Source organism: Candidatus Limimorpha sp. (assembly GCF_056203535.1).
The window spans coordinates 49,957-64,546 of sequence record NZ_JBADWU010000039.1; the positions used below are offsets into that span (position 1 = coordinate 49,957).

Here is a 14,590-nt window from a genome sequence, read left to right on the forward strand (position 1 = left end):
AATGGCTTGTCCAAGTCATTTGAGGCAGACCTGGGCGGTTTTTATAAATGATTATTGATTCATTTTTGGAAAATTGCGTTTACATTGAAAAAGATTCTTATTTTTGCGGATAAAATCAAATGATGTGATGCTGTTTTATGTCATATATAAAATGCTTATTTTTAAATCTATATATTCGTAAATAATAAAGTAAACACTCCGAAATTTTTGAAAAGTTTCGGATAGAATATTGCCTATGGTAACAGAAGAAATCAGAAAAAAGATAGGTCGTTGCAAGAGGGGAACGATATTCTTTGTGTCAAGTTTTCCGGGCTACGATGAAGAGTATGTGAGAAAAGTTTTGGCTCAATTGGTCGAAGACGGGACTTTGGTGCGTCTTTCAAATGGCGTTTTCCTGAAACCGGTGAAAACACGCTTCGGCGTCGTGTATCCCGATCCCGATGTGGTGGTGAAAGCCATTGCCAACAGAGACCACGCCAAGGTGTTGCCCAATGGTTATGTGGCTTTGAATCAGTTGGGACTGTCAACGCAAGTGCCTGTGGTGTATATGTATTTGACCAACGGCGCAACCCGTATGGTGCAATTGGGACAGAAACAAGTCATGCTGAAACATGCTAGCCCACGAAATTTTGCCTTTAAAGACCCTTTTATGGGTGCGCTATATCAAGCCTTGAAGTGTCATGGAGAAAACGGTTTCACGGAAGATGAACTGAAGCAAATAGCCCATTTGGTAAAGACCTTTGCCAAGGAACAGACCTTCGCACACGACTTGGGCTTGATGTCGGCTTGGATGAGTAAACTGATAAAGGAGGTGCTGTTATGAGCCTGTGGATTAACAATAGCCTTGCCGACCGATTGGCCATGATTCAGCGGACGACTCTTGAAAAGCAGTTGCCCGATGAAAACGCAGTGGAAAAGGATTGGTGGGTGACGCTTGCACTCAAAGCCCTGTTTTCGCTTGATTGTTATGATTATCTGCTTTTTAAAGGTGGTACGTCGTTAAGCAAAGGTTGGAAACTCATCAATCGTTTTTCGGAAGACATTGACTTGTGCATCGACCGTGAATTTTTCGGAAAAGTGAAAGGTTTGTCGGCCGCTGAATGTAAGAACAACAACCAGATTAAGTTGTTAAGGGAAGCTTCCCGCGACTATGTAATAGGCGAGATGGCTTCAAAACTGGAGCAAAGACTGTCGGAATGGAATCTTGAAGGGTGTAAGGTGATTCCTGTCACGACAAACCCCGACGGTTCGTTGATTGACCACGACAGTGATCCGACTGTTTTGTTGCTGGAATATCAACCTGTCGTGGGGCGAAGGAATGTCTATTTGCCTCCCGTAGTTAAGATAGAAATAAGCTGTTTGGGAATGCGCGAGCCGTTTGAAGTGAAGCCTTTGCAATCGCTTATCGGAGAATGTTTCCCGGATGAGGATGATGAAAACATTGCGCTTGCGGCAACCGTACTTCCTTCAAGGACGTTTTTGGAAAAGGTATTCCTTCTGAACGAAGAATTTCAACGCAAATCACCCAGGTTTCAGCGGATGAGCAGACACCTTTATGATATTGAACGGTTGATGGACACCGATTTCGGCAGGCAGTCCTTGGCGGATAAGGACTTGTACGAAGCCATTGTTGAGCATCGTGCCAAATTCTATCATGTTGGCGGTGTGGATTATTCGCTTGATGCATCAGACAAGATAGATTTCATTCCTACGGGTGCTTTGCTTGATTCCTATCGAACTGATTATGTGCAGATGCAGCATAGTTTTATTTATGGCCAGTCATTGGATTTTGACACATTGATTGAGCGTTTGGAAGAACTAAGAGGTCGTTTTAGGAATGTGTGAAAATGTCGTAAATCACCAAAATAAAAATCATCATATCCCAATCGTCACCCCAAACATGAGTTGATGCCGGGCTTGAAGGGAAAGCCGTCTTGTGAATGTAAGTCTGGTAATCTTTGGCGTTGCTGCAATAATCAGCGTTCTGTCTTGAAAAGCTATTTTTTAATGACAGGCTCGCAAGTCAGGCCGATGCCTAATTTCTTGAAAATCTTGCGGTCGACTTCGCTTAGCATTACTGTTGCGTGAACCTGACAGCCGTCGAATTGCGGCAGACATGCCAATGCTTTCCGGCAGTTTTCGTCGTTGGGACTTAGGATTGACAAGGCAACCAGCACTTCGTCGGTGTGGAGGCGTGGATTGTGTCCGTGCAAAAGATTGACCTTGGTTTTCTGGATTGGTTCAATCATTTCCTGTGGGATGAGTTTCACATCGTGACCGATGCCGGCCAAATATTTAGTGGCATTCAGGATGAGAGCAGCACTCGGCCCCAACAGCGGCGATGTCTTTGCCGTGATGATGGTGCCGTCGGCCAGTTCGATGGCGGCTGAGGCTACGCCTGTTTGTTCTTTCCTTTCCTTTGCGGCTGTCGTGGTGCGTCGGTCGGCGGTGGTGATTTTGGCCTGCTTCATCAGCAGGGCGATTTTGTTCACTTCGTTGTCGCTTGATTTGCCTGAGGCAAAATCGCACAATGCGGCGTAATAGCGGCGGATGATTTCCTGCTTCGAGGCTTCGCAGCACACTTCGTCATCACTGATGCAGTTGCCAACCATGTTCACGCCCATGTCGGTAGGCGATTTGTAAGGATTCTCACCATAAATGCCTTCAAAAATCGCATTGAGCACAGGGAAAATCTCAATGTCGCGGTTGTAGTTGACGGCGGTCTTGCCGTATGCTTCAAGGTGGAACGGGTCAATCATGTTCACATCGTTGAGGTCGGCGGTAGCGGCTTCGTAAGCCACATTGACAGGGTGTTTCAGCGGCAGATTCCAAATCGGGAAAGTCTCGAATTTGGCATAACCAGCCTTGACACCGCGGCGGCTTTCGTTATATAACTGACTGAGGCACACGGCCATCTTTCCGCTGCCAGGTCCCGGTGCCGTGACCACGACAAGCGGACGCGTGGTCTTGACATAATCATTACGGCCAAAGCCTTCGTCGGAATCGATAAGGTTGACGTTGGTGGGATAGCCTTCAATGATGTAATGGTAATAAACGTCGATGCCCATGCGCTCGAGACGCTCGCGGTAAGCGATAGCGCTTGCCTGGCCGTTGAAATGCGTGATGACGACCGAACCGACAATCAGGCCGCAATTGATGAATTCATCGCGCAGGCGTAAAACATCCACATCGTAAGTGATGCCGAGGTCGCCTCGCACCTTGTTTTTCTCAATGTCCAAAGCACTGATGACAATGATGATTTCGGCATCGTCTTTCAGTTGCAGCAGCATTTTAAGTTTGCTGTCAGGCTCAAAGCCTGGCAAGACGCGGCTGGCATGAAAATCGTCGAAGAGCTTGCCGCCAAACTCCAAATATAGCTTGTCGCCAAACTTTGCAATGCGTTCCTTAATGTGTTCCGATTGAATTTTGAGGTATTTCCCGTTGTCGAATCCGTATTTCATATTGCGTTTGCTTTTACCAATACGGGTTGCAAAGATACTATTTTTCGCTGACATACAAGCGGAAAAGCATAACTCATTTCATTTTGGATGAATGAAGTGGAAAATTGTTTACCTTTGCAGAAATATTTATTCACAAAATCATGTTGATATTAGAAAAACCTTACGTTTCAGAAAAACTGATACAGACGGCGATTGAGAACAATCTGCCGGTTTTGCGCAATGCCATGTCGGAAAAACTGGTTGCCGATGGTTATGCCCTTAATCTTTACAACGATGAACAGTTCATTGCTGAATATCAGAAGCGTCACCGCATTTATACGATGTCGGAAAATGCGCTGGGCTGGATTGTCGAGAAGCTGCCCGATGAGGAACTGAAGAAAAAAATCGAGTTGTTGAAAAACAAGGCCACTTTCCGCCGCATTTGTCAGGACATGTATCCTGATTTCTTCTTCTGCGAAGTCGCCATCAAGGACATGGGCGATATTGATGCTTCCACCTTGCATTTTCCTTTGGTGCTGAAACCTTCGGTCGGTTTTCTCAGCGCTGGCGTTTATGTGGTTCACAATGCTGAGGAATGGAAGGCTGCTGTCGATGACATTCAGCTGAATTTCAAGAAAGTAGGCGAGCAGTTCCCGGAATATGTGGTCGGGACGCAGAATTTCCTGATTGAGGAATATATTAAAGGTGAAGAATATGCCGTTGATGCTTATTTCGATGAAAAAGGCGAGCCGGTTATTTGGAACATCTACCATCACCGTTTTGCCAACGAATCGGACACCAGCGACCGCCTGTACTGCTCAAGCCGCAAACTTTACGACCAGTACGAAAAGCCTTTCATGGATTTCCTGATTCAGACCAACAAGGTCATCGGATTGCGCGATTTCCCGATGCACATTGAGTTCCGCTACGATGGCAAGAAAGCCATTCCGATTGAAATCAATCCTTTGCGCTTTGCAGGTTTCTGCCTGAACGAATTGCAGACGCATATCAGTGGCATTCACCCGATTATGGCTTACCTGAACAACATTCACATCACCAAGGAGGAAATGTGGAAGGGCAAGGAAAACGACACTTACAATTTCCTGGTTCTGGAACGTCCTGCTGGAGCGCCAAAAGAGCAGATGTTCGATAGTGTGAAATTTACGGCTTCGGTGATGGATGTTTTGGAATTACGCCCGTTGGCCGACCCGACTGCAGGCGTGGCTGCCACGGCATTCACCCGCGTTGACCCTGCTCATGAGGCCGAATTTGATTTCATCCTGAATCTTGACATGAAGGAATTCATGAAATGATATTTGCTTAGAGACGTTTTATGGAACGTCTCTACATGCCAAAAACAAGAAAGCCAGCATGCGCTGGCTTTCTTGTTTCATTATATTGTGAATCAATTTATTTCATAAATCTTGTCTTGATGATTTGGCTGCCGTCAATCAGTTCGACGTATTGTCATTACGGTTCATTCACCTTCCAATGGCCGCCTTTGGCGGGACCGATACGTTGCAATATGCCTTGCTGTTTCAATTTGTCGAGATTTTTGCGCACACCTTTGTCGGACAAGCCGACAAGTTTGCACATTTCGGCAATGGTGATGTCGGGGTTCTCCCGAATGATACGGATGAGTTTCTCGGTACTTTTCTCGGTACTTTTCTCGGTACCCAAATCCTGCAAACTTTCGGATAGGCATTGCAACATGAATTCAACAAACAGCGTGCTGTCGCCTTTATTGTCGCATTGGTTGATAGCGTCATAGTATTCCTGCTGGTGTTCCTTTACGATGGTTTCAACAGGCACCCAGTAGAAAAGTGGATTCCATTGTGCCAACAAAAGTGTCTGCCACATACGGCCCATTCTTCCATTGCCGTCAGCAAATGGATGTATGAACTCAAACTCGTAATGAAACACGCTGCTACTCACCAATGGATGGACATCGGTTTGTTTCATCCACTCAAAGAGGTCGTTCATCAGTTCATTCACCCTTGTTGCAGGTGGCGCCAAGTGAATGCAATGGGTAGCATCAAACACTCCAACATTGCCACCTCGGAAATATCCGGCTTGACCAATCAGGTTTGCCATCATTGCCTTATGGGCTTTTAGCAAGTCTTTCTGGTTGTATGGATCCAGTTGCAACATGAGGTTGTAGGCATCTATGGCATTCTTCACCTCTTGTATTTCGTTGGGGGCACCAAGCACATGTTTTCCTTCTACAATAGCGGTTACTTGCGCGATGGTGAGCGTGTTGTTTTCAATAGCCAGCGACGATTGTATAGTCTTGATTCTGTTTTTCTTTCGAAGCATTGGGGTGGGAAAAGGCTGCTGTAGCGTGGCAGTCAAAGCCCCGACACGCTCGGTAATCTGCGCCACAAGGTTCAGAATTTTGTTTGTTATTTCAAAAGGAGGACTGTACATGCGCGTTTTGTTTGGTTTTGCAAAGATAAAAAAACTATCAATTGTGTGATTTTTGAGATGAAAAATACACGCTATGTATCAGCAGATAAAAAACAAGAAAGCCAGCATGCGCTGGCTTTCTTGTTTCATTATATTGTGAATCAATTTATTTCACGAATCTTGTCTTGATGATTTGGCTGCCGTCAATCAGTTCGACGAAATAGTTGCCTGAAGTGAGTTGTGAAACGTTCAATGCGCTTTCATTGGAAACGGTTTCACGCATGACCAAGCGGCCCATTGCATCGTAAACGTTGGCGGTGCATTCGTTTTCGAGGTTCACGAAACGAACTTCATTGACTGCTGGGTTAGGATAGGTGTAGATGCCGTTTGCGATGGTGTTCTCTTCGACAGCGTCGAGGCTGGCAGCGGTGTGAAGACGGACGAGCATGTAATCGGCGAAGGTTTCTTCGTGTTCGTAGTGGCCTATGGCAACGATTTTGCCATCATCCTGGACGGCGATGTCGGTAGCGGTGCTGGTCTTGTTGCCGCCAAATGTGATGTGGTCGAAACCGTTTTCGCCGAAATCCGTATTCAGTGTGCCGTCGGCGTTAAATGCGCCAATCAGCATGTCTTTCAAATCTTGCCAAACATAGCCGGCGAGATAGATTTCGCCATTGCCGGCTACGGCCATTTCGTGGCAGTAGTTGCATGAGTTTTCTATGCACTGGGCCATGGTAAAGCCATTGTTGCCGAAAGTGGTGTCGAAAGAACCGTCAGGGTTCAGTCTGGCGACATATATGCTGTAAATTGGTTCGCCTTGGATTTCATTATAGGTTTCTGCGGCACCAGCAATCAGCAGCTTGCCGTCGTCCATGACTTTGCAAGCGTTGATGAAGTCGATGACTTCGCTGAAGCTGTATTCCCAAACGCCATTGTTGCCAAAAGTAGTAACGAAATCGCCGTTTTGGTCGACGCAGATGATTTTGCTGCTGTAAGGTGAACCCCATTCTTCGTCAGGAGTGACTTCCCATCCGCAGAGGTAGATGCGACCGTCTGGAGCGACATCAACGCTTTCGCCTACGGCCATGACTTGCCATCCGTTGGAATCGTATGATTCATGGAGCACCATGCCGTTGTCGCCGAAAGTGGTGTCGAGCTGACCATCAGCCGTGAAACGCAAGATGCAGGAACCGTAATCGAATTCGCCGTATTCGCCGCCGACAATGATTTTGCCGTCATTCTGAATGGCCAATGATCTTGGAACCAATGTCCAGTTGGCTTGTTTGCTGAAGGTCACATAACCGTTGTTGCCGAAAGAGGTAATCAGGTTACCGTTGGAATCCACTTTCAGCAGGCACATGTTACCGCCGTCGCTACCATAGGTATAAGCCAAAAGAAGCATGTTGTCGTTTTCAACAATCTTTGAATCGTAAGAGAAATAGTTTTTGTTGCTCATCGGAGCCAGATGGACATAACCGTTTTCACCATACGAGGTGTCGATAGTACCATCGGTGTTGTGGCGCATGAGGAGAATTTCGGCAGGGCCACCTTCACTGTATTCAGTGAAAACCACGGATTTGCCATCCGACTGGAGGACTAACGAGCTTTTTCCCGTGAGGAACACGCTAAGGTTGTTGAGTTCTTCGGTGACGATTCCCCATTCGCCGAAATCATAATCGAATTCACCTGGTGCTTGTTGTGCTTTTGCGAAGCTGAAAGTAATCAGCATCATTACGATAAGTGATAATTTTTTCATTGTGAAAGTATTTAATTGATGATTTGTAATTGACATAAATATCTGGCAAAAATACAATTATTATTGAATATGAAAGAATAATTTCTATTCATTGGGAAAAAGAATGTGATGTTTGAAGGCTTTTTCATCATTTGGAATAAGTTTACAAGTACAAAATCGGTGAAACAGGTGAGTGTTATCATAAATTTCCTAATTTTGCACTTTAATTTGAAAAAACTTATCATCCGATGATTAACTTTATAGAAGAACTTACATGGCGTGGCATGATTCACACCGTCATGCCTGGAACGGAAGAACAACTCCTCAAGGAAATGACGACGGCTTACGTGGGCATCGACCCGACCGCCGACTCTCTGCATATCGGCCACCTCTGCGGCATCATGATGCTGCGGCATTTCCAGAAGGCTGGCCACAAACCGTTAGCACTGATTGGCGGTGCTACTGGCATGATTGGCGACCCTTCAGGCAAGTCGGCTGAGCGTAACCTGCTCGACGAAGCCACCTTGCGTCACAATCAGGAATGCATCAAGAAGCAGCTCTCCAAGTTTTTGGATTTTGAAAGCGACGCTCCTAACCGTGCCGAATTGGTCAACAATTACGACTGGATGAAGGACTTCTCATTCTTAGCTTTCATCCGCGACATCGGCAAGCATATCACCGTCAACTACATGATGGCCAAGGACAGCGTGAAGAAGCGTTTCAACGGCGAAGGCGACGGCATGTCGTTCACCGAATTCAGCTACCAGCTGGTGCAGGGCTACGACTTCATGTACCTCTACGAACACAAGAACTGCAAGCTGCAGATGGGCGGTTCCGACCAGTGGGGCAACATCACTACGGGAACTGAACTCATCCGCCGCAAACTTGGCGCCGACCAAGAGGCATTCGCCTTGACTTGCCCGCTCATCACCAAGGCCGATGGCGGCAAGTTCGGCAAGACCGAAAAAGGCAACATCTGGCTCGACCCAGCCAAGACCTCACCTTACACCTTCTATCAGTTCTGGCTCAACTGCTCCGACGAGGATGCCGCCAAATACATCAAGATTTTCACCATGTTGAGCAGGGAGGAAATCGAAGCCCTGTTGACACGTCACGCCGAAGACCCAGGCCGTCGCGAACTGCAGAAGACCTTGGCCCGCGAACTGACCATCACCGTACACTCCGAGGAAGACTACAAGATGGCCGAAGAGGCCTCTCAGATTTTGTTTGGCAAAGGCACTGCCGAAATGCTGCACAAATACGATGAAGCCATGCTGCTGAGCATTTTCGAAGGCGTTCCGCGTGCATCAGTCTTACGCGAGACCTTGAACGCTGGCATCGGCATCGTCGATTTCCTTGCTGGCACCGAAATCTTTCCGTCGAAGGGCGAAGCCCGCAAGATGGTGCAAGGCAACGGCGTAAGTATTAATAAGGATAAGGCCGACTTGAACAAGACCATCAACGCCGACGATTTGCTCCGCGACAAATACATCCTCGTACAGAAAGGCAAGAAGAATTACTATCTCGTGGTCGTGGAATAAAGAAGTGAGATTTCGGCAATGGCAAAATTGAGCATTACCGATTTATATTGATTCAAAGCTTGTGTGCCAGTCATTCTAACATGTACATTTATCATCACCCTGCTAATGGTTTAGTGGGGTGATTTTTTTGTGTCTGTTTCCATCTTGAATCGAAAAAACATTGTATTTTTGCCTTTTAATCGCAAAAAAGGAAAACCTGAATGAAGTACCCTATTGGAACACAAACTTTTAGTACGCTGATAGAGGATAATCTTGTTTATGTCGACAAGACAGACCTCGTTTATGAACTGTCCCAAAAGCGTGTCTGTTTCTTGTGCCGTCCGAGGAGATTCGGCAAATCGCTTCTCATCTCTACGCTCGAAAGTTACTTCAAAGGGGAAAAACACTTGTTTGAGGGATTGAAAATAGCCTCCTTAGAGAAAGATTGGAAGCCGTTTCCCGTGTTTCATATTGATTTTTCCTTGGGCAACTATGAGAAGTCCGATGGCTTGCTGGAGGTGCTGGAAAATTATCTCGGCAAGTGGGAAAAACAATATGGTATTGAAAACCACGCTTCCCAATCAGGCATCAGGTTTGGCAATGTCATTTCGGCAGTGAGGCAACAGAACGGGCAGAAGGCCGTTGTGCTTATCGATGAATACGATAAACCCATGCTTGATGTGTTGATGACCCCGCAGGAAGAAACGAACAGGAATATCCTGAAGGAGTTTTATAGTGTCTTCAAATATTCCGATCCTGATTTGCGTTTCGTGTTTCTTACGGGTGTCACCAAGTTCTCGCAAGTCAGTGTGTTTAGCGGATTCAATCAGGCAAAGGACATCAGCATGGACAGCCGTTTTGATGCGCTTTGCGGCATCACCGAACAGGAATTGCATGATTATTTCGATGAAGAATTGGACCAATTGGCTTCAAAGTACGGCTGCCCGAAAGAAACTTTATGCGAGATGTTCAAAAAACGTTACGATGGCTATCATTTTTCAGAGCAGATGCTTGACGTTTATAATCCGTTTAGCGTGCTGAACGCTTTGGACTCAATGCGGCTGGATGATTTCTGGTTCTCGTCAGGTACGCCGACTTACCTGGTGAAACTTTTACATCGTAGCCAGACCGATATGCAGAAAATATTAGGCCGGACATACGCGAAGAAATATTTTGTCGACTATAAGGCTGACAAGGAAGAACCTCTTCCCATGCTTTATCAAAGCGGTTATGTCACTATCAAGGGCTTTGATATGAGGCGCAATGAATTTATGCTTGATTATCCGAACAATGAAGTGCGGAATGGATTTGTCGACATACTTGCGAACGATTATCTGAACCTGCACGGAGAGACTAACACTTTGGCAATGGATGTCAGCGAAATGCTTGGCAGTTGTCGGCTTGATGATCTTCGTGATTCACTCACGTCGTTTTTTGCCAGCATTCCCTACACAGCCAATCAGAATGAACGTGCAACCAGTTTTGAAAGCCATTTCCAGTATACGTTTTACCTTGTTTTCCGCTTGCTGTCATGTTATGTGACATTGATGGAAAAGCAAAATTCCCATGGCAGGGCAGATATGATAGTGGAGACGGATAAATACATCTATGTTTTTGAGTTTAAACTGGATGGAAGTGCTCAGGAAGCTATCGAACAGATTGATGCTCAAGGTTATGCTGAACCTTATGCCAATGATTCAAGGAAACTGTTTAAGGTTGGCGTTAATTTCTCGTCGGCGAAACGGACCATAGTTGATTGGAAAAATGTTGGGCCTTTGGAATAATTCTGTAATTTTACCGCCTTAATTAATTAGGATGAAAAAGTCGATCTTGATATTCGGAATTTTGCTGTTTGCAGTTGCGGCTTGCCAGAAAAAGGTGGAATATCCCATTGAGCCGAAGATTGCCTACACGGGTTTCACCTATCTGATTAACGCCGACAGCACTTTCAGCGGGCAAGGCGTCCTTTCGTTTTCCTATACCGATGGCGATGGCGACCTTGGCCTTGATGTGAGCGATTCCTTGCCGCCATTCAACAACAATAGCCCTTATTATTACAACTTAATCATTGATTATCAAAAGTTTGAAAACGGAGTGTTTCGTAGTGTGCCTTTGTTAAGTTGGAACATTGAAACGCAAAGTTTCGATACGGTGAGTTTCAATGCGCGTTTCAAGCGTTTGGTTGCCGGCAATGAAACCAAGCCGATTTCTGGCGACATGGATTACACGCTGTTTGTTCAGAATCCGTTTTCGCCGAACGACACGGTGCGTTTCGCTGTGAAAATCATCGACCGCGCCTTGCACGAAAGTAATGTCATCTTTACAGAAACACTTTACACGAATCCAAGTTTTATTAAATGATAAAATCATTGATATTATGAGATATACATTTATTTTTCTGACAAGTTTTCTGCTACTTTTCTGTAAACAATTTCAGGCGCAAGACATTGATGCGAAACATTACGAAATCCATCTGAATCATTTCGATTTTACAGAGAAGGCCATCGAAGCCGAGACTTTCGTGACTTTCGAGGTTACGGAACCGACGCAATCGGTTGTTTTGGAACTCAAATCTCTGGAAGTCAGTTCAGTGATAAGTTCTGATGCTGAGATTTCAGATTTTTCGCAAGATGATGATTATCTTGCCATTAATTTTGCTACGCCGTTGAATGCGGGCGACGAAATCACGCTCGACATTGTTTATGGTGGCCATACTTTCAACGAATCGTGGGGCGGCGTGCATTGGTCTTCATCGTCATCTGTCTACAATCTGGGTGTCGGCATTAGCACGGTGCCCCATAACTTGGGCAAATCTTGGTTCCCATGCGTCGACAATTTCGAAGACAAGGCCAATTATGATGTCTTTGTCACGACTCCTTATTATCTGAATGCGGTTTGTGGCGGCAGCCTTATTGAAACCATTACCAATGAAGATGGCACCTTGACAAGACACTGGTCGGAAGAGCAACCCATTTCGACCTACCATATTTCATTTGCAGTCGATGCTTTCGAGCCGTGGGAAGACACTTATCATGGTTTGAATGGCGATATTCCGATTACGGTTTATACCAGCAAATCGCTTCCTATGATTACTGGAAGTTTTGTCCATATCAAGGAAATTGTGCAGTTTTTCGAAAACTGTTTCGGCCCCTATCCATTCAACCGGATTGGCTATGTCGGCACTTCGCAGGGCTGCATGGAACACATCGACAACATCGCATTGGTAAATTCAATGATTAATGGAAACACCAATAACGAGGAATATATCGCCCACGAGCTTTCGCACATGTGGTTCGGCAACAAGGTGACTTGCGCCACGGCCGAGGACATGTGGCTCAACGAAGGTTTTGCCCAGTTCTGCGGCATGTTCTACACGGCAGGCGTTTACGATGAAGCCACTTTCCAAGATGCCATGTCGGATTTGATTACAACCATCACCACATGGAGCAACAATGAGCAGAACTGGATTCCGCTCAACCAGATTCCTTTGGACATGACTTACGACTCCAAGGCTGTTTACGAGCGCGGAGCCGTGATCGTCAATACCTTGATGAATTATCTTGGGCGCGAAAAGTTTTTGGAGCTTTTCCGCAATTATTTCGAGCAACACGAGTATCAGACCATGAGTTCCGAGCAGTTGCGCGATTTCCTTTCGGCAAACAATGACTTTCCGTTGGACGATTTCTTCAACACTTACGTCTTCACCCCAGGAATGCCGCATTACGATTTGCAGTTAGTGGGGGTAACGGATTTGCAGGACGGAAATTATGAGGCTTCGATGAAATTGACACACAAACAAATCGGTTCAACTTACGTTTGTCCTTCGAGCCGTGTTGAGGTGACTTTCATAGGCGCTAATGGCGAGATGGATACAAGAATGGTTGACTTTCGTCAAAATGACATTATGGTTCAAAATCTTGACTTTATGCCGGTTGATGCATTTGTCGATTACAACAACCGTTTTTTAGATGGGAAAACGGATCGTAACTTTATGCTGACAACATCGCAGCATGTTTCTTTTGCTAATTTTTCGACAGAAATACAGCACATAACCGACCCGACTATGCTGCGTGTCGAAAACCATTTGATTGGGCCAAGTGATGATCCTGAAATCCCCGCTCTGACGATTTCAACCAAGCATTACTGGAAAATTTTCCGTCAGGATTACGGCGAAAATGACATACAAGGTGATTTCGTTTACAGCACATCAACTGATGGCGACATCATTTTGTCGGAAAACGATTCTGCCACAATATTGTACCGTGCCAATGCGAATGAGCCTTGGCGTGAAATCCAACACACTTTGCATCCGCAAAGCAGTTGGCGAATGGGACAGATTCTTGTCGATAATTTCCCTTCAGGAGAGTATTGCATTGCCGTTTGGAACAAGGAACTCCTCGGTGTGGCCGAAATGATGGAAAGCCAGCGCATGAAAGTTTATCCCAATCCTGCCGGAAACCAAGTCAATATACAAATGAAGGACCTCCGCGATGGTCAAGTTGTCATTTGCGACAGCCAGGGAAAAGCAGTGAGACAAATTGCTTTTGAGCAAAACGAAAAAATGACTATCGCAACCGATGGCTTGGCAAAAGGTCTTTATATTGTGAAATGTCTCAGTGAAAATGGCACGGTTTTGGAAACGGAAACGCTTATTATCAAGTGATGGAAAGTTTTAAAGTGGAAAGTTTTGAAGTGGAAAGTGGAAAGTGATTTGAACTTTTTTGAGCAATTTTAAACAATCTTTACCGAAAACTGATAACCCAATTCAAGTTTAATTCTGAACACTAACTTATAAATATGATGTACTATGAACAAACACATTATTAAGGTTTTAGCTATTGCCGCTTTTGCGGTGGCTTTAGTGTCATGCAACAAAAAGAAATCGGAATGGTCTGATTTTTATGGTTATACACGTGAAGATGTCGTTGGAACATACGTGTTCTCAGAATCGGACGAGGCTTTTGAGAATCTTACGGAAAGCGCCTACTGCATATTGTGCCCCGAAGCAGAAATCAATGTTGGGCTGTCGTCGACGGAATCTGTCAGATTTAGAATCAATTGCCCTGACCATAATTATAACACCGAATTTGTCGGAAAAACGCCTTTGAATCCGAATGATTTTATGATTGACATCAGGGGAAACAAGCAGTGGCAAGGCTCGGACAGATTCATCCAGAACCGCGTGCAATCGAGGGTCTACAAAAATGACGAAAACAAAATCAGGCTTGCCGGTTCGGGAATCAAGGATTCATACAATATCAAGGAACATTACATTTACGACAACGCACACCAGATTATCGATACCATTCACGATACCGTTTTTGTCAGTTCCGTCAAATACTATTTCGATGTCATTAAGGAGTGAGTTTTGAAGTGGAAAGTTTTGAAGTGGAAAGTGGAAAGTTTTGAAGTGGAAAGTGGAAAGTTTTGAAGTGGAAAGTGGAAAGTTTTGAAGTGGAAAGTGGAAAGTTTTGAAGTGGAAAGTGGAA

General features: G+C 45.3%; 11 protein-coding genes. 8 read left to right on the plus strand and 3 right to left on the minus strand.

Going from position 1 to position 14,590, the window contains the following annotated elements; genetic code table 11:
* Positions 1–235: 235 nt before the first annotated feature.
* Positions 236–823, plus strand: coding sequence for a DUF6088 family protein (locus tag AC06MN_RS04515; protein ID WP_475671165.1), 588 nt, complete (start codon positions 236–238; stop codon positions 821–823).
* On the plus strand, positions 820–1,845 hold the full coding sequence (locus AC06MN_RS04520) for a nucleotidyl transferase AbiEii/AbiGii toxin family protein (RefSeq protein WP_475671166.1): 1,026 nt from the start codon (positions 820–822) through the stop codon (positions 1,843–1,845). Before AC06MN_RS04515 ends, AC06MN_RS04520 begins: the two co-directional genes overlap by 4 nt.
* 152 nt (positions 1,846–1,997) lie before the next feature.
* Here AC06MN_RS04520 and AC06MN_RS04525 read toward each other — a convergent pair whose 3' ends face one another.
* Positions 1,998–3,461 carry a DUF1846 domain-containing protein gene (locus tag AC06MN_RS04525; RefSeq protein ID WP_475671167.1) on the minus strand — a complete coding sequence of 488 codons (1,464 nt, stop codon included), beginning with the start codon at positions 3,459–3,461 and terminating at the stop codon, positions 1,998–2,000.
* A 140-nt stretch (positions 3,462–3,601) separates the two neighbouring features.
* Between AC06MN_RS04525 and AC06MN_RS04530 the strand changes: the two genes are divergently transcribed.
* Entirely contained in the window at positions 3,602–4,753 is a 1,152-nt protein-coding gene (locus AC06MN_RS04530) for an ATP-grasp domain-containing protein (RefSeq protein WP_475671168.1), read from the plus strand.
* A 157-nt stretch (positions 4,754–4,910) separates the two neighbouring features.
* On the opposite strand, the gene AC06MN_RS04535 is transcribed toward AC06MN_RS04530, so the two are convergent.
* Both AC06MN_RS04535 and AC06MN_RS04540 read right to left on the minus strand, forming a co-directional pair.
* Entirely contained in the window at positions 4,911–5,867 is a 957-nt protein-coding gene (locus tag AC06MN_RS04535; RefSeq protein ID WP_475671169.1) for a Fic family protein, read from the minus strand.
* Positions 5,868–6,012: 145 nt separating this feature from the next.
* Entirely contained in the window at positions 6,013–7,602 is a 1,590-nt protein-coding gene (locus AC06MN_RS04540; RefSeq protein ID WP_475671170.1) for a T9SS type A sorting domain-containing protein, read from the minus strand.
* A gap of 230 nt (positions 7,603–7,832) precedes the next feature.
* Here AC06MN_RS04540 and tyrS point away from each other — a divergent pair, with 230 nt between their 5' ends.
* The 5 genes from tyrS to AC06MN_RS04565 all read left to right on the plus strand — a co-directional run bounded on the left by tyrS (position 7,833) and on the right by AC06MN_RS04565 (position 14,466).
* On the plus strand, positions 7,833–9,122 hold the full coding sequence (tyrS, locus tag AC06MN_RS04545) for a tyrosine--tRNA ligase (RefSeq protein ID WP_475671175.1): 1,290 nt from the start codon (positions 7,833–7,835) through the stop codon (positions 9,120–9,122).
* Between the two features lie 200 nt (positions 9,123–9,322).
* The gene (locus AC06MN_RS04550) at positions 9,323–10,885 is read left to right on the plus strand and encodes an ATP-binding protein (RefSeq protein ID WP_475671171.1); all 1,563 of its coding nucleotides are present in this window, start codon (positions 9,323–9,325) and stop codon (positions 10,883–10,885) included.
* Between the two features lie 31 nt (positions 10,886–10,916).
* Positions 10,917–11,462: a hypothetical protein gene (locus tag AC06MN_RS04555; protein ID WP_475671172.1), complete on the plus strand. Its 546-nt coding sequence runs from the start codon at positions 10,917–10,919 to the stop codon at positions 11,460–11,462.
* A gap of 16 nt (positions 11,463–11,478) precedes the next feature.
* Positions 11,479–13,764 (plus strand): M1 family metallopeptidase, encoded by a 2,286-nt coding sequence (locus AC06MN_RS04560; RefSeq protein WP_475671173.1) that lies wholly within the window; start codon positions 11,479–11,481, stop codon positions 13,762–13,764.
* A gap of 144 nt (positions 13,765–13,908) precedes the next feature.
* Positions 13,909–14,466, plus strand: a complete 558-nt coding sequence (locus tag AC06MN_RS04565; RefSeq protein WP_475671174.1) for a hypothetical protein — start codon at positions 13,909–13,911, stop codon at positions 14,464–14,466.
* The last annotated feature ends 124 nt before the right edge of the window (positions 14,467–14,590 follow it).